This window comes from Rothia mucilaginosa, assembly GCF_049990865.1.
In the GTDB taxonomy this organism is placed as follows: Bacteria; Actinomycetota; Actinomycetes; order Actinomycetales; family Micrococcaceae; genus Rothia; species Rothia mucilaginosa_I.
The window spans coordinates 2,154,923-2,170,964 of record NZ_CP188231.1 but is presented as its reverse complement, the minus strand read 5'-3'; the positions used below and the strand labels follow the sequence as shown (position 1 = coordinate 2,170,964).

Annotated in this window: 14 protein-coding genes; 5 read left to right on the top strand and 9 right to left on the bottom strand. The window is 58.5% G+C overall.

The window, feature by feature from the left end; translation table 11 throughout:
- Window positions 1-44: 44 nt before the first annotated feature.
- Window positions 45-1,649 (bottom strand): glycerophosphodiester phosphodiesterase, encoded by a 1,605-nt coding sequence (locus ACP3RB_RS08505; RefSeq protein ID WP_426699036.1) that lies wholly within the window; start codon window positions 1,647-1,649, stop codon window positions 45-47.
- A 388-nt stretch (window positions 1,650-2,037) separates the two neighbouring features.
- Window positions 2,038-2,550: a PTS sugar transporter subunit IIA gene (locus ACP3RB_RS08500; protein WP_060824171.1), complete on the bottom strand. Its 513-nt coding sequence runs from the start codon at window positions 2,548-2,550 to the stop codon at window positions 2,038-2,040.
- Window positions 2,551-2,886: 336 nt separating this feature from the next.
- Between ACP3RB_RS08500 and ACP3RB_RS08495 the strand changes: the two genes are divergently transcribed.
- Window positions 2,887-3,474 carry an arsenic metallochaperone ArsD family protein gene (locus ACP3RB_RS08495; RefSeq protein WP_294629870.1) on the top strand — a complete coding sequence of 196 codons (588 nt, stop codon included), beginning with the start codon at window positions 2,887-2,889 and terminating at the stop codon, window positions 3,472-3,474.
- A gap of 174 nt (window positions 3,475-3,648) precedes the next feature.
- Here the strand turns inward: ACP3RB_RS08495 and fbaA are convergent, their stop codons facing one another.
- The gene (gene fbaA / locus ACP3RB_RS08490) at window positions 3,649-4,674 is read right to left on the bottom strand and encodes a class II fructose-bisphosphate aldolase (protein ID WP_012902702.1); all 1,026 of its coding nucleotides are present in this window, start codon (window positions 4,672-4,674) and stop codon (window positions 3,649-3,651) included.
- 264 nt (window positions 4,675-4,938) lie between these two features.
- On the opposite strand from fbaA, the gene ACP3RB_RS08485 reads away from it, so the two are divergent.
- The 3 genes from ACP3RB_RS08485 (at window position 4,939) to ACP3RB_RS08475 (ending at window position 8,575) form a co-directional block, all read left to right on the top strand.
- On the top strand, window positions 4,939-5,325 hold the full coding sequence (locus ACP3RB_RS08485; protein ID WP_049342000.1) for a hypothetical protein: 387 nt from the start codon (window positions 4,939-4,941) through the stop codon (window positions 5,323-5,325).
- A 306-nt stretch (window positions 5,326-5,631) separates the two neighbouring features.
- Window positions 5,632-7,227, top strand: a complete 1,596-nt coding sequence (locus ACP3RB_RS08480; RefSeq protein WP_426699035.1) for an amino acid permease — start codon at window positions 5,632-5,634, stop codon at window positions 7,225-7,227.
- 295 nt (window positions 7,228-7,522) lie between these two features.
- A complete protein-coding gene (locus tag ACP3RB_RS08475; RefSeq protein WP_049326800.1) occupies window positions 7,523-8,575 on the top strand; it encodes an ornithine cyclodeaminase in 1,053 nt (350 codons plus the stop codon).
- Between the two features lie 219 nt (window positions 8,576-8,794).
- Here the strand turns inward: ACP3RB_RS08475 and ACP3RB_RS08470 are convergent, their stop codons facing one another.
- From ACP3RB_RS08470 to ACP3RB_RS08445, 6 genes are all read right to left on the bottom strand, one after another.
- A complete protein-coding gene (locus ACP3RB_RS08470; protein ID WP_314362095.1) occupies window positions 8,795-9,607 on the bottom strand; it encodes a hypothetical protein in 813 nt (270 codons plus the stop codon).
- 88 nt (window positions 9,608-9,695) lie between these two features.
- Window positions 9,696-10,502, bottom strand: coding sequence for a hypothetical protein (locus ACP3RB_RS08465; RefSeq protein ID WP_314362094.1), 807 nt, complete (start codon window positions 10,500-10,502; stop codon window positions 9,696-9,698).
- A gap of 266 nt (window positions 10,503-10,768) precedes the next feature.
- Window positions 10,769-11,515: a TrmH family RNA methyltransferase gene (locus tag ACP3RB_RS08460; protein WP_246827934.1), complete on the bottom strand. Its 747-nt coding sequence runs from the start codon at window positions 11,513-11,515 to the stop codon at window positions 10,769-10,771.
- Window positions 11,516-11,638: 123 nt separating this feature from the next.
- Entirely contained in the window at window positions 11,639-12,220 is a 582-nt protein-coding gene (gene pyrE, locus ACP3RB_RS08455) for an orotate phosphoribosyltransferase (protein ID WP_314390475.1), read from the bottom strand.
- 65 nt (window positions 12,221-12,285) lie between these two features.
- Window positions 12,286-13,878: an anthranilate synthase component I family protein gene (locus ACP3RB_RS08450; protein ID WP_426699034.1), complete on the bottom strand. Its 1,593-nt coding sequence runs from the start codon at window positions 13,876-13,878 to the stop codon at window positions 12,286-12,288.
- A 27-nt stretch (window positions 13,879-13,905) separates the two neighbouring features.
- Window positions 13,906-14,238 (bottom strand): rhodanese-like domain-containing protein, encoded by a 333-nt coding sequence (locus ACP3RB_RS08445; protein WP_279754440.1) that lies wholly within the window; start codon window positions 14,236-14,238, stop codon window positions 13,906-13,908.
- Window positions 14,239-14,545: 307 nt separating this feature from the next.
- On the opposite strand from ACP3RB_RS08445, the gene ACP3RB_RS08440 reads away from it, so the two are divergent.
- A complete protein-coding gene (locus ACP3RB_RS08440; protein WP_314935307.1) occupies window positions 14,546-16,006 on the top strand; it encodes a peptide MFS transporter in 1,461 nt (486 codons plus the stop codon).
- Window positions 16,007-16,042: the final 36 nt, after the last annotated feature.

Sequence of the window (16,042 nt, the reverse complement as noted above, 5' to 3'; positions counted from 1 at the left end):
GGCGGTGAGGCGGGCACCTAGGTGGACTATGCCCACCGGTTCTCTCAAATCCAGGACTGACGTGCCTCGATTCGAGTCAGCTCCAGAGGACCGCCATCGTTGGTGCCGTGGAAGCGGCCGAAGTGTACGTACGGGCCGCGGTAGGCGCTGTGGTTGATGGGGCTGGAGTACTGGCCGTTGACCGTGTAGTAGAAGCTGTTCTTGTTCACCACGATCTTGCAGTTCAGTGCCTGGCCGGTGGTGACCTTCTGGCGCAGCTTCATGGTGTGCAGTACGCGCGGGCTGGTCTGCTTGGGTTCGAAGCAGAGAATCTGCGCTACGGAGCCGCCGTTGTAGTTGGGGCGGATGGCGAGCACGTAGGTGCCGTCTTCCTGGTTTGCGGAGAACTTCTTGCCGATGCCGAAGGCACCGTCGTGTTCGCGACCGAACGCAATGTAGCCGTAGTGACCGTCCTGCTTCGGCAGTGCACCGGTCCACTTCATGGAGAAGTCGAGGGTGTACTTGTCGCGGGTCGTGTAGTTCGCCAGCGGGCCGAGCAGTACGGATTCGTCGTAGCGCTGGTTGTGCACGATGGCTGCGCCGGTCAGGTCGGGCATATCCGCTGCGACGGAGGGGTCGGCGGGCAGCATGCCGTGGGGGCGCTTGCCGGTCTTGATCTTGACGCTGGCGTCGAAGGGGTCACCGATTACCCAGTAGGGGTCGGGGCACATGAAGCCCTTCACGCCCAGTGCCTTGTACTTTTCGTAGGCGGAGCGGCGGTGGATTTCCCAGACGATGACTGCCTTGCCGAGGCCGGTGAGGGTGCGTACGTTCTCTTCGCTCATGGAGCCGTGGGATGCGCCGGTCGGCTTCTCGTAGTAGGGTACGCCGATGGCGTCCACATTTTCGTGGCGTGCCATTGCGGAGATCTTGTCGATGGGGTCGCCGCCGTCGAAGTAGCACCAGGTGGCGCAGCCTGCGGAGTTGGCAAGCTTGAGGTACTTGGAGGTGGGCTTGAAGCCACCACTGCCGTCGCGGTACATCTTGATGACAGTGCGGCGCTGCAGGCCGCGTTCGGTGATGAACTTGACGAGGCCTGCCTGTGCGGGGCCGTCCTTCGCTTCGAGGAACAGCACGACCTTCTTGCCGCCGACGGAGGCGTATTCGCCACCTGCGGGTACGGCGTCAATTGCGGCGATGGCCTCTTCGAGGGTGGGGATGTCATAGAGGTCGGTCTTCTCACCCAGGTTCTTACGCATGTTGACCTTGTACTGGCGCAGTTCGGCGAGGGTGTGGCCGCGCACGTCCAAGGACGCACCGGTGGTGCGCTTGATGTTGGTATCGTGCATGCAGACGAACTGGCCGTCGCTGGTGGTGCGTACGGAAATTTCGACGGCGAGGGCGCCTCGGCGTACAGATTCTGCGTAGGCGTAGGCGGTGTGCTCGGGGCTGATGTTGCCGGCGCCGCGGTGGGCGATGAAGAATTCATCGGTCTTGTAGAGCAGCTGATGTGCGGGGGAGCCGCTGTGTACTGCCGCGAGCTGTGCGCGGGTGTTGGCTGCGGCGTGGGCTTCGCCTGCCTGGAGCATGAGGGCGGCGGGTGCCAGTGCGGAGGCACCGATGAAGCCGCGGCGGCTCAGGTTCTTAGAGGTCTTCGGGAATGCAGTCACCGTAGTGGTCCTTTTTTCGTTTATGAGTTGAGCGTAATGTGTGTGGCTGGTCATTGAAGTTTTGGTTTATAGCTGAGGGTCCGGATTCTCCCAACTCAAACTACAACTCTAAGTAGCATAACGATTTTTTATCGGTAATTCACTACGTTCATAGGCAAATAGGGTATTATGTGCGCCTCATTCTTGCCCGCTGTGTTATGCGGGTGAATGTGTTCCTCCTTTTCCGCCGCTTTTAATAGCGGCATTTCATGCGGCGTTAAAAATTTCTCGTGTAACGAAAAAGGCCGCGCCTGTGGACCGATTGAGCCTGCAGAACGCGACCTTTTGCGTTAAGTGTTTTCGCGGGTTTTCACCGCGGTTGAAGCTGAGCTATTTTCGCTGGTTCAGCTTACTTCTTGGTTGCCTGAGCGACGCGGTCACCGGCTGCGACGGGACGGCGGGACTCAGAGTCCTTGGAAATGTTGAACTTTGCGGTGTTGGTGATCATCACCATGGTTTCCTTGGAGGGGATGCGACCCTCGATAGCTGCCCAGTCGACCTCGATGATGGGGGCGCCTGCCTCAACCTTGTCGCCTACGTTAGCGATCTTGGTGAAGCCGTCGCCACCGAGCTCAACGGTGTCGATACCGATGTGAACCAGCACCTCGCCGCCGTTTTCGGTGCGGAGCATGAATGCGTGCAGGGTGTCCTGAATCAGTGCGATGGTGCCTGCAACGGGTGCGACGATGGTGCCTGCGGTGGGGTTCACTGCATAGCCGTCGCCCATAACGCCCTGAGAGAAAACGGGGTCGGAGACTTCGCTCAGCGGCAGGTACTCGCCGGTAACAGGTGCGACGTAAACGTCTGCGGACGATGCCTCCTGTGCGGCAGCTTCCTTCTTCTTCTTGCCGAAACCGAACATATATGCTCCTTCTGGTCGTGTGGCGCTATGAATAGCGTGTATTTGTAGCGCTGATGCGTCCGCGTCGGATGCGGGCGTCGTTGCCTTCTTGGTTTCACACCGGGGCGGCGCCTGCCTGAATTGCAGGGTTCGCACACTCCGGTGCATATGCACTCAGAATACAACACCTGACCCCTCAGCTCATGTGCTGAGAGTCATTCGACTCGAATTCTGCAAATATTCCGCAAATCTGGAACTTCAACTCACACTTCTGCACTCTTGAGGTCGCGAGTACACTTAGTGAAGGAGTGGCACCCCTCCCCCGAGCCGGTGCCGATAAGAGAAAAGGCTGAACTGATGACTGAAGCGGCTGAGACCGTTCTTGAAGTATTTATTCCGGGCCCCGGCGAGAACCCGGAGGATCCGCAGGATATGGAGCGTTCCATCTTCCTGGGTGCCGCGCAGGAGGCACTGGATTCGGGCGTGGACATTGAGGTGTACTCCACCGACTCCTACCCTTCCGCATTTGAAGAGTGCGCACCGGTTGCCGAGCAGATTGAGATGAACGGCCGCGAGGTTCTGCCGCTCATGCTCGTCAACGGTGAGGTGAAGGTGTCCTTCGCGTACCCGACCGCCGAGCAGATTAAGCGCTTCTCCCGCGCCCACCTGGTCGCCCAGCCGAAGGCTAACGCGGCAGCGGCGGCGTGCGGACCCTCCGGCTCCCCGGCGGCGTCTATGGTGCCGAACCTGAGCCCCCTGGCGGAGCCCGCCGGTTTCGCGGCGACCTTGGCGGGTAAGGCGCCCCAGCCGGTTGGCGGCCCCGAGATCGGCAACCGTGTGAACCTCATGGGTGGCGACACCGGCGACGGTATTCCCACCTCCGGTTCGGTGGCTGTGAAGTCCGGCGGCTGCGGATGCGGTGGTTGCGGCTGCGGCGGCAAGTAAACCAGCCCATCCCCCGCTAAGATCCGCTGCAAACGCTAGGTTTGCCCGGTTCTAGATACATAAAAGAGCGGTGCCCGCCTCCTCGTCATGAGGAGGCGGGCACCGCTTTCGCTTAACGAAGCTTAGGTTCACACCCGGCAGCGGCTACAGGAGCCGCGGCGGGCGAACAGCACCTTACTTGATGGAGGTACCGACGGAACCGAGCTGCTGGCAAGCCTCGACCACGCGTGCGGCCATGCCTGCCTCTGCAGCTGCACCCCAAACGCGGGGGTCGTAGGTCTTCTTGTTGCCGACCTCGCCGTCAACCTTCAGCACACCGTCGTAGTTGCTGAACATGTGGCCAGCAACGGGGCGGGTGAATGCGTACTGGGTGTCGGTGTCGATGTTCATCTTGATAACGCCGTAGGACACTGCGTCTGCAATCTCCTGCTCGGTGGAGCCGGAGCCACCGTGGAAGACCAGGTAGAAGGGCTTGTCACCCTTGCCGTACTTAGCGCCGACCTCGGTCTGGATTTCCTTGAGCAGCTCGGGGCGCAGGTGAACGTTACCGGGCTTGTACACGCCGTGAACGTTACCGAAGGTCAGAGCAGCCATGTAGGTGCCCTTCTCGCCCAGGCCGATTGCCTCAACGGTCTTGATTGCGTCTGCAACGGTGGTGTACAGGGAGTCGTCGATAGCTCCTTCAACGCCGTCTTCCTCGCCACCAACGGCACCAATCTCAACCTCGAGAACGAGCTTTGCCTTGGAGGTACGCTCGATCAGCTCAGCAGCAATCTTCAGGTTCTCGTCCAGGTCGATTGCGGAGCCGTCCCACATGTGGGAGTTGAAGATGGGGTCTTCACCGCGAGCAACAGCCTTCTCGGACTCTGCCAGCAGGGGCAGGACGAAGCCTTCCAGCTTGTCCTTGGGGCAGTGGTCGGTGTGCAGTGCAATGTTCACGTCGTACTGCTTAGCAACTTCGCGTGCGTATGCTGCGAAGGCGAGGGAGCCAACGACCATGTCCTTCTTGGAAGCGCCAGACCAGTATGCTGCACCGCCGGTGGATGCCTGGATGATGCCGTCCGAGCCAGCCTCTGCGAAGCCGCGGATTGCAGCGTTCAGGGTCTGGGAGGAGGTCACGTTCACTGCGGGGTACGCGAAGCCCTTTTCCTTCGCGGTCTGCAGCATTTCTGCGTAAACTTCGGGGGTTGCAATAGCCATATGCTGACTCCTTGGATAGATGCGACCGGTTACCGAGGCAGGGCCGGTTCACCATATTTTGTTGGCGCGCGAGACGCCTCCTACTCGCACTATTTTACCAAGATACGACTTATTTATCGTTAATTTTTTGTGGGTTTTTTTGGGTTTACTGCAATAAAAGTTCTGCCAAATACCGCGGTAAAGTAGAGGTGTTAATGACTAAATGTCTTCTGTGCGTGCAGGTCAGCGTACACGTCACCCTGAATGCGGCGAAAGGATCCTCCCATGAGCAAGGCGAGCGCTAAAAATAATCCGAAACAGCTCGATGCGAAGCGTGAGAAGCGTGCCCGCCAGGCGCAGCGTCGTGCTGAGCGTGAGCATCCGAATGCGGCGGCTATTGCCCCGGTGCGCGCCCAGTTGGATGAGGTTCTGGAGCGTAAGAGTCGTCATGTTTTGGGGCATGGCGATATGGCGAAATCCCTTGAGTTGATGGAGAAAATGCGTGATGAGGGCGCGAGTGACCACGAGATTGATGTGGCGCTTGCGGAGGCGAAGCTCCCCTCGGTCGTGCAGGTGGGGCGTAAGTCGTTGATGCGTTGGCCGAGCTGGTGGTGGTTGAATCGTCGTGAGCGTGCGTTGCGGGCGAAGATTGATCGCCTGATGGAGGGCTAAGCCTCCGTTTTGAATATGTTGCTGGAGCACCCCGTTGTGGGTGCTCTTGTGCTGTGCGGTGGTGGGGGAATTGATTTTTTGGACTCAAGGTTCAAATAATCTATTTCACAAAACAATTAAAACCACACAATACAACATGAACCAAATATATTTATAAGATATGCATTGTATGTATATAAATTATTACGTGATGTGGGTTATATATAGCTAAATTGCCGTGCTATAGTCGTTATAACCCACAGACGTGTTCCCAACCACATTTCATGTAACACGTGCTTCAGACGTAACTATCCAAGGAGGTATAGCATGAGCACCTCACCGAACAAGAACCCGCAGACTTCTGCAGCGGATCAGTACACCAAGCCCCCCACAGACGACCCGTTCGCACACGAACAGGAAGGCTTCCACAAGGGGCTTGGCGCACGTCAGCTCCAGATGATTGCCATCGGTTCCGCTATCGGTACCGGCTTGTTCCTGGGCACCGGTAGCCGCCTGCAGGACGCGGGCCCCATGCTCGCCGTCATCTACGCCGTCATCGGCTTCTTCGGCTACCTGATTCTTCGAGCCCTCGGCGAGCTGATCCTTCACCGCCCCTCCTCGGGCTCCTTCGTCTCCTACACCCGCGAATTCTACGGCGAAAAGGCCGCATTCGTATCCGGATGGCTGTACTGGCTGAACTGGGCAATGACCGCCGTTGCTGACGCCACCGCTATCGCTATCTACATCAGCTGGTTCGGTCGATACAACCAGTTCTTCGCAGATATTCCCCAGTGGCTTAGCGCATTCATCGTCGTTATCGTCACCGTGGCTCTGAACCTCATCTCCGTGAAGCTCTTCGGTGAGCTGGAATTCTGGTTCGCACTCATTAAGATTCTTGCTCTGCTGTCCTTTATGGCAGTTGGTATCTGGTACCTGGTCTTCGGTGAGCCCATCAACGGCGTCCGCCCCGGCCTTGAACTCATCGCTGCCCATGACGGCTTCTTCCCCAACGGCATTCTTCCCGCTCTGATTGTGGTTCAGGGCGTTGTGTTCGCCTACGCCGGTATTGAGCTGGTCGGCACCACCAGTGGTGAAACCAAGAACGTTGAGAAGGTTATCCCCCGCGCTATCAACACCGTGATCTGGCGTATTGCGATCTTCTACGTTGGTTCCGTGGTTCTGCTCTGCCTGCTCATGCCCTACACCGCATACAAGGACGCAGAGTCGCCGTTCGTGACCTTCTTCGACGCTATCGGCATTGACGGTACCGCACCGATTATGCAGCTGGTCGTTATTACCGCGGCTGCTTCCTCGCTGAACGCTGGCCTGTACTCCACCGGCCGTATCCTCCACTCGATGGGTGTTGCCGGTTCGGCACCGAAGTTCACCACCAAGGTGTCCCGCTCCGGCGTTCCCGTGGCAGGTATTCTGCTCACCGGTGTGATTGGCCTCTTCGGTGTTGTGCTGAACTTCTTCGTTCCCGAGCAGGCGTTCGAGGTCGTGCTGAACATCGCATCCGTGGGCACCATGGCTAGCTGGGCGGCTATCGCTATGTCGCACCAGAAGTACCTGAAGCTGGTCGGCGAGGGCAAGTACAAGCGCCCCAACTACCGTGCACCCGGCGGTCGTTTCAGCGACTGGGCTGTGATGGTCTTCCTGGCTGTTGTGCTGGTGCTGATGGCTCTGGATTACCCGGTCGGCACCTACACCCTGGCATCGCTGCTTCTGGTTATCCCGTTGCTGATTATCGGCTGGTACACGGTTCGTGACCGCGTCAACGAGATTGCTCGCGTCCGTGAAGGCTACACCGGTTCCGTGCCTGTGATTGCTGCCCGCCCCGTGGTGAAGAAGCTCGTTTCGGAGCCTCGTACCCACATTGACCTGGGTGACCTTGAGGACGAGGACAACCCGAAGGGTAGCTAACCCGACCGGTTGCCTGTAATCCCGGTAATATCCCGGCGAAGGCGAATGAGGGGGTTCTAGACCCCAGCCGCTAGACCCTAGCCAATAGACCCTAGCCAATAGAGTCTGGAACCCCCTCCCTGCCCGTCTTTCCGTGTTCGCTTCCGTATTACATTCGTGTAATACATCAAGCAAAGTACATATTTACAGCATTTCTAATACGGTGTGTCCTGCAATATATTTTGAGATAATAGATATCCGCAGTGACCACCAGATGCACAAAGAAGTTTTGTGCAGATATTCAAAGGAGAAAATCATGACTGAACGTCCTAGCGCACACGCGGTAGAATTTGTTGACGTCGCCTCGATGGCGAAGTGGATTCAGAAGGACGGCGTAGGCAACATCATTGCCGGCATGGTCGACTTCCTCGAAGAAGACTTCAAGAAGTGGCAGAGCTTCGACAAGATCCCGCGCGTCGCCTCCCACACCCCCTTCGGTGTGATTGAGCTGATGCCCACCTCCGACAACATCACCTACTCCTTCAAGTACGTGAACGGCCACCCGTCGAACCCGGCACGCGGCTTCCAGACTGTGACCGCGTTCGGTCTGCTCGCTGACGTTGACAACGGCTACCCCGTGTTCCTGGCTGAAATGACCCTGCTGACCGCGCTGCGTACCGCCGGCGTGTCCGCCATGGTTGCTAAGCACCTGGCACGCAAGGACTCGAAGAAGATGGCGATGATTGGTACCGGCTCGCAGTCTGAGTTCCAGGCGCTGGGTATGCGCGCTGTGCTCGGCATTGAGGACCTGTCCGTCTACGACATTGATCCGCACGCGATGGAGAAGTTCCGCCGCAACCTGGAGCCGCTGGGCTTCCGCATCCACCTGGCTAAGGACGTGGACGAGGCTGTTGAGGGTGCCGACATTATCACCACCTGCACCGCCGATAAGCAGCAGGCGAAGGTTCTGCTGGACCGCCAGGTGAAGCCCGGCGTGCACCTGAACGCTATTGGTGGCGACTGCCCCGGCAAGACTGAGCTGGAAAGCGAAATTCTGGACCGCTCCACCGTGTTTGTTGAGTTCCCGCCGCAGACCCGCATTGAGGGCGAGATTCAGCAGAAGGACCCGGACTTCCCGGTGGTGGAGTTCTGGAAGGTTCTGACCGGTGAGGAGCCGGGCCGCGTGTCGGATGAGCAGATTACCCTGTTTGATTCGGTGGGCTTCGCGATTGCTGACTTCTCGGGTCTGCGCTATGCCCGTGCGGCTACGCAGGACACCGACCTGCAGCAGTTCATTGACCTGGTTGCTAGCCCGGATGATCCGAAGGATCTGTACTCGCTGGTGAACGTTAACGTTCCGGTGGGCTAAAGGGCTAAGCAGCCTGACGCTGAGTGGCCTTGAGCTGGCGAGCCTGTAGGTGCGCTGGCATGGGCTGCGAGGTTGAGAGTGAATAAAGTGAGGGCCGGGGAGTGGTGACACTCCCCGGCCCTTCTTGTGAAATTTTCGTGTGGGCAGATTCTCTTGTGCGCAGATTTCATGTGGGCAGCCCGCGGGCGGTTCACCCGTTCTGCCCTTCAGCGGGTGTGGCTACTGGTGGGTGGCGATAATTTCGCGCGCCTTCGCCACATGCTTTTCTTTCTCTTCTTTCAACTGGTTAAGCTTCGCCTGGTTCTTTTCGATGAGAGGCCCCTGGTAGGACGCCTCAATATCACCCAGACGCTGGGCCATACCCACCTTCTGGTTACATTCCGCTTCGATGGTTGCGAGGCGGATTTCCTCCGGCTTAGCTTCTTCGTTGCCTTGGGAGGAGGTCATGAGATGTGCGCTTTCTTCGGACATCCAGTCGCTCTCTCCTTCCCTGGGGGTTAGTCCGCGTTCACGCAGGCAGGTCCACCATTCTGAGCGAATATTTTTCCACTCATCGGTTTGGGAGGCGTAGGTGTATGCCTGTGAGTTGAGCTCTCCTACAAACCGGTATTCTTTTTCGTCCAGTTCGACGTCAGAGAATGCGGCTTTCACCTCTTCTTGGCACCGGGTGTTGATGTCGTCTGATGCTGAATCTTCTGGGCCTCGGGATTCCTTCTGGGAGTACCCGTACTTTTTGGCGTACTCAACGTTCCAGCTACCGTATAGGCCTCCCGGTTGAGGGGTGTCTACTGAGGGCACGGCGTAGGACTGACCGTGGTGCGCGTAGCATTCGGACATGAGCGTGTGCCACGCCGTGCTCACCGTACGGAGTGTGAGTTCGTCGAAGGCGTACTCATCCAGTGGAAGGTGTACGTAGTTCTTTGAATAATCGAGAACAGCTTTTCGTGAGGTGTCCCGCTCGGCACTGCTGGAGCAGGACACGCACGCCCCCAGCAGGCAGAATACTGCTACCGCAGAGAGAGCCTTACGCATAGGCTTTTCCTCCTCCATACCTCGTTGTAACGTTCAAACGGAGTTACCCCAATTATCCCAAGGCCTGCTATCTGCTTGTCGCTGATATCTACTGGTGGGTGGCGATAATTTCACGCGCCTTCGCTATCTTCGCATCACGATCGGCCTTCAATTCATTCAGCAGCGCCTGATTCTTCTCAATCAAAGGCCCCTGATAGGACGCCTCAACATCACCCAAACGCTGAGCCAGCCTCACCTTCTCGCTACATTGAGCTTCAATGGTTGCCAGGCGGATAACCTCCTCCAACACTTTGGGATCATCAGCATTCAGATTGGCCGTTTCTTTGCTCGTCCATTCACCGTCCCCGGTGCGAGGAGTCAACCCTTTCTCACGCTGGCAGTCCCACCAATCTGAGCGGGCTTTCTTCCATTCAGGGTCACCCTGCGCGCGTTGGTACGCTTCGCCACTGATACGACCGACGGGGCGGTACTTTTCCTCATCAAACTTGAGCGCATTCAGTTCTTCCCGATGCTCTTCGCGGCAGCTGGCCTTGACGTCTTCAGGGATGCTGTCATAAATCCTAGACTGCTCTTCTCTGACTTTGCTGGACGTAAAATGATTCGCCGCATGCTTCACATTCCAGGAGCCGTACTGGGAGGCGTCGCCAGAAACCCAGCCGTTTTCTAGAATTTCAAAATCGTAGCCTTTTTTCGCATAGCACTCTTTAAGAATCAACAATGACGCCCTAACCGTTATATCTTCGGCCTGGTCACTCCTATCGTATTCGTCGAGCGGAAGAGTAATATAGTTATTTTCAAAATCCAGCTGGGCTTTGAAGCTAGTATCTTTAGGCGCAGCGGCGCAGGAACTTAAAGTTAAAGCAAAGCAGGCGAACAGAGCAGCAGATTTCTTCATTGTTACCGACTCCTTTCAGGGGAATGACGCCGCGGTCATTCATATGCACAACCCGCAACCATTGGCGAGCCGAAGTCAGGAAATCCATCGCATGTCCCAAACTGAAATTGAGAGTGCGGTTCTCACATCTCCTGTGATTTGCGTTAACACTAACACGCCTAGGTAATTCCATGCGTGGTTTAAGCCACCCCAACCCCCAACAAAAAAGGTTCCGACGCGCACACAACGCATCGGAACCTTTAAACACCTCATAAACAGCCACCAAACTACGACGGAATCTGGCCAAACACATGGCGGCGAACCCACGCATGCATCGCAATACCCGCAGCCGTCGCCGCATTCATCGAACGCGTCGACCCAAACTGCTCAATCGACAGAGTATCCCTAGCCGCCGCATGCAACTCCTCCGACAAGCCCGGGCCCTCCTGACCAAAAACCAGCACACACTTCTTCGGCAGATCATACGTCTCCAGGGGCACCGAATCCGGAAAAATATCAATACCAATAATCTCCAGACCCTCAGCCTGCGCCCACGCCACAAAATCCTCAATCGTCGGATGATGACGCACATGCTGATAACGATCCGTCACCATCGCACCACGACGATTCCAGCGGCGACGCCCAATAATATGGACCTCCTTCGCCAACATCGCATTCGCAGTACGCACCACCGTGCCAATATTCAAATCATGCTGCCAATTCTCAATCGCCACATGAAAATCATGGCGGCGCGTATCCAGGTCAGCAATAATCGCGTCCATCGACCAGTAACGGTACTTATCCACCACGTTACGGCGGTCACCCTCACGCAGCAGCTCCTCATCCCAATGGTCACCCTCAGGCCACGGGCCCTCCCACGGGCCCACACCCACCTCAAAACGGGCAGTACCCTGCTCAGTACCCTCAACAGCCTCAGCTACAGTCGCCTCCGCAGGCACAGCCTCAGCCGCCTCACGATTCTCAACCATCACAACCACCTTCACGCCAACAACCAGCGCCACACCGGCGCCCACAGAGCCATCTTACAGACAAAAACCCGCACCACCAGCCACACACAGTAGCCAGCGGCACGGGTTCACCCGCCGCAACGGGAACGTCTTAAAAATTCACGAGATCCTAGTCCAAGCCAGTAGAGACTAGTCCAGGCCCAGCTCGTCCTTCGAGTACGCGTACAGGCACGGGACGCCCGCAACCTCTTCCACATGCTCCTTAGCGCCGGTCGCACGGTCAACAATCACAGCAACCGCCACAACCTCAGCGCCAGCCTTACGCAGCGCCTCAACAGCAGTCAGCGCCGAACCACCGGTCGTGGAGGTGTCCTCAACAGCAACCACGCGGCGACCCTCAACGCTCGGGCCCTCCACCTGACGGCCCATGCCGTAAGACTTCTGAGCCTTACGCACCACAAACGCGTCAATCGGACGGTCCTGATCACCAGCGGCACGCATAATCGCGGTACCCACCGGGTCAGCACCCATGGTCAGGCCGCCAGCAGCCTCAAACTCGATACCGTTCTTATCCAGCAGATCCAGCATGACCTGACCAACCAGGCGAGAAGCCTCATGGTGCAGGGTGATGCGGCGCAGGTCAACGTAGTAGTCGGCTTCCTTGCCGGAGGCGAGGACCACGTGCCCGCGCACCACAGCCAGCTCCATAATCAGCTGGCGCAGGCGTTCACGGGCTTCTTCAATGGGGAGGTTTTCAGAAAGCTTAGTCATAGTTCAAGTGTAGCGGCTCACGTGCAGGCGGCGCAGGCTATTCCCTGTGCTATTCCAGCGCCAGGTTATTCCACCACGCGACCCACCGACGGCGGCAACGCAGCGCGCAGCTTCGTCAGCATCTCCTCATACTCGGCGGTCGGGTCGGAATCAGCCACGATAGCACCACCCGCGGCAAGAGTCACCGTGCCCTCATCGTGCGCCACGAGCGTGCGAATCACAATCGACAGGTTCGCCGAACCATCCGCCGACACAAAACCCAGAGCACCCGAATACACGCCGCGAGCGCGCCCCTCCAGACCCTCAATAATCTGCATGGTCGAAGGCTTCGGAGCACCCGTCATCGAACCGCCCGGGAAGCACGCCCGCGCGGCGGTCACCGCAGAAATTCCCTCACGCAGACGCGAACTGACCGTAGACACCAGCTGATGCACCGTCGAATAGCTCTCCACACCCATAAGCACGGGCACGCGCACGGACGCCGGGTCAGACACCGTGGACAGGTCGTTACGCAGCAGATCCACAATCATGAGGTTCTCGGCGCGGGTCTTCTCATCGGTACGCAACCATGCCGCCGCCGCGGCATCTTCTTCCGGGGTGGCGCCGCGCGGCACCGTGCCCTTAATCGGCTTCGTCTGGGCGTTGCGCTGCTCATCCACACTCAAAAAACGCTCCGGCGAGGAAGAAAGCACCGAAAAATCACCGCACCGCAGATACGCCGCATACGGCGCCGCATTGTGGGCGCGCTGGCGGCGGTACAGCTCAAAGAAAAGCTCCGGGCTCGGATTCTGGATGCGCGCGTTCGTTTGCGCGGTCAGGCACACCTCATAGCTGTTACCCTCGTAGATTTCGTGCTGGCTAGCGCGAACGGCGTCCATGTAGGCTTCCGCGGCGGGCGCCGGGAAGAGCAGAGGCTCAGTAAGCTCGGGGGCGTTGACGGGATTATTGACGGGGGTATTTACCGGGGTATTTTCGGAGGCGCACTCCCCCGCCGCAGTCAGCGCCGCGCTCAGCAGCCGCTCCGCCGCCTCACACCACGGCTCGTCGCCCACCAGCCAGCTACGCGCCGCACCACCCGGGCGGGCATGCTCATGCACCAGGTAGCGGACCGCCGGCAACCACAGGGAATCCGGGGTCGGCGCCTCATGCGCCGGCAGGTAGCCCGGCACCGGGTGGCCGTGCTCCAAGCCCATGGCGGCACGCGCCTCATAGCCGAAATAGCCCACGTAACCACCACGCAAACCCGCGGGCAGACCGGTCGCCGCCGCGACATCCGGGTGCACGCGCGGTGCGCAGGCGAGCGCCGCCTCCAGCTGGGCGAAGGGGTCTTCCGCGCCAGATTCAGCCGCCGCACGCGCCGAATCCACGCGCAGAGGCGACAGCTGCGCCGGAACCACACCCACATACGAGGCAACCGACATGGGCGACTCTTCACGCGCCGAATCCAGCCAGAAGGAATACTTGGCGCCACCGGTCAGCAGCGGGTACGCGTCCTCGCAGTTCACCGCGAAAGGAAGCGGGCGCACGATAAGCTCCCGCGTCTGCGCATCCCACGGGATGCCCTGCAGAATACTCGGCAGGGCATGAAGGGACGCAGAAGCGGGAGCGTTCGGGGTAGAAAAAATACGGTCCGCGGAAGTTTCAGTCACGGACTCCATTGTATGGCGTGCAGACGAACTGGCGGTTTAGTGAACGACAGCGGGTGCTTCGCCGTTTTCGCTGGTCATCGGCAAACCGGCAGCGAACCATGCGCTGGTGCCGCCAGCAATGTTGTGTGCGGCGTAGCCGTGCTCGCGCAGGAAGGTTGCCGCGCGGTTCGAACGGCCGCCACCGTGGCAGATGACGTAGAAGTCTTCACCGGGTGCGGGCAGCTCAGCCAGACGCTCGGTGAGGGTGCCGAGGGTGATGTGCTTAGCGCCGGTCGCGTGGCCACCCTCCCACTCGTAGTCTTCACGCACGTCGATGATGGTTGCGCCTGCGGGAACGTCGCGGGGGTCGACCTGGGGTACAGCGGTCATGGGGTTCTCCTTTGAAATGATTAAAAATGAGCCGATCGGCACGACGGGGTGCCGGGTGGGCATAGTTGTGGTTCCACTCTATCGCGTTGGGGGTGTGCGGCGCATCTAGCCCGGTATTTGGGGGTTTGTGAGATTCGGAAATGATGCATACGAAAAAATCGAAATGGTTTTTCATGCACTACATATAAAGTAACCATCCGTAATACAAGCACATTCATGTATACATATGCACCCATAAGGGTATAGACTTAAATACATATTGCCCGGGTCACATAGAATTCCGGGCTCGACAGAAAAGATTTCCACCATGTCTCACACCATCACAGGTGCCGAACCCAAGGAAACCAAGACCTTCTTCGGCCACCCGCGCATGCTCGCGAACCTGTTCACCGTAGAAATGTGGGAGCGTTTCTCCTTCTACGGCATGCAGGGCATCATGATCTACTACCTGTACTACACCGCCGACAAGGGCGGCCTGGGTCTCGACCAGACCCTCGCCACCGGCGTTATCGGTGCGTACGGTGCAGTCGTGTACCTCATGGCAATCCTTGGCGGTATCCTCGGTGACCGCATCCTCGGCCCCGAGCGTACCCTCTTCTACTCCGCCATCGGCATCATGGCGGGTCACATCTCCCTCTCCCTCATCCCCGGCATCCCCGGCGTGGTGATTGGTCTGCTGCTGGTCGCTATCGGCTCCGGCGGTCTGAAGAGTAACGCCTCCGTGCTCGTCGGCTCCCTCTACGCAGATAACGACCACCGCCGCGACGCAGGCTTCACCATCTTCTACATCGGTGTGAACACCGGTGCACTGCTTGGCCCGATCCTGACCGGTTGGGGCTGGAGCACCGGCGGTTTCCACCTCGGCTTCGGTCTGGCTGCTATCGGTATGGCTGCTGGCCTGATCCAGTACTCGCTGACCCGCAAGAACCTGCCCGCCTCCGTACACCACGTGGGCACCCCCTTCACCGCCGCTCAGAAGCGTAACTTCTTCCTGGCATTGGTCGGTATCGTGGTTATTCTCGGTATTCTGCTGGCGACCGGCCTGATGACCGCAGACAACCTCAAGAACTGGGTCATGGGCTTCATCTTCATCGGTGCTATCGCCCTGTTCGCTCAGCTGCTGAGCGCTAAGGACGTCACCGCTGATGAGCGTTCCCGCGTCACCGCATTCATTCCTCTATGGATTGCAAACGCCGTGTTCTGGGCACTGTACCAGCAGCAATTCACCGTCATGGCGGTGTACTCGGATGAGCGCCTCAACTGGAACATCCTGGGCATGGAGCTGAGCCCGAACCTGGTCAACTCCATCAACCCGATTTTCATCATTATCTTCGGCATGATGTTCTCCGCCCTGTGGACCAAGTGGGGTGAGCGTCAGCCGGTGACCACCGTGAAGTTCTCCGCAGCGCTGATCATTATTGGCCTGGCGTTCTGGATCTTCCTCGCTCAGGCGGGCGTTCAGAGCGTGAACGTCGGCTGGATTGTGCTGATTCTGTTCGTCTGCACCATCGCTGAGCTGATTATTTCCCCGGTGGGTATTTCGCTGGCGACCAAGCTCGCGCCGAAGGCGCACCGCGTGAACATGATGGCGCTGTACTTCACCTCCGTGGCAATGGGTACTGTGTTGTCGGGTTGGCTGGCTCAGTTCTACAGCATGGAAACTGAGGTTCCCTACTTCACCTGGATGGGTATTATCACCATCGCGACCGGTGTGCTGCTGTTCCTGGTGCACAAGCCGGTCCAGAAGCTCATGCGCGGCGTGAAGTAACCGCAAAGTTGCCTGCACTGCTGACTCGCTGCTTCG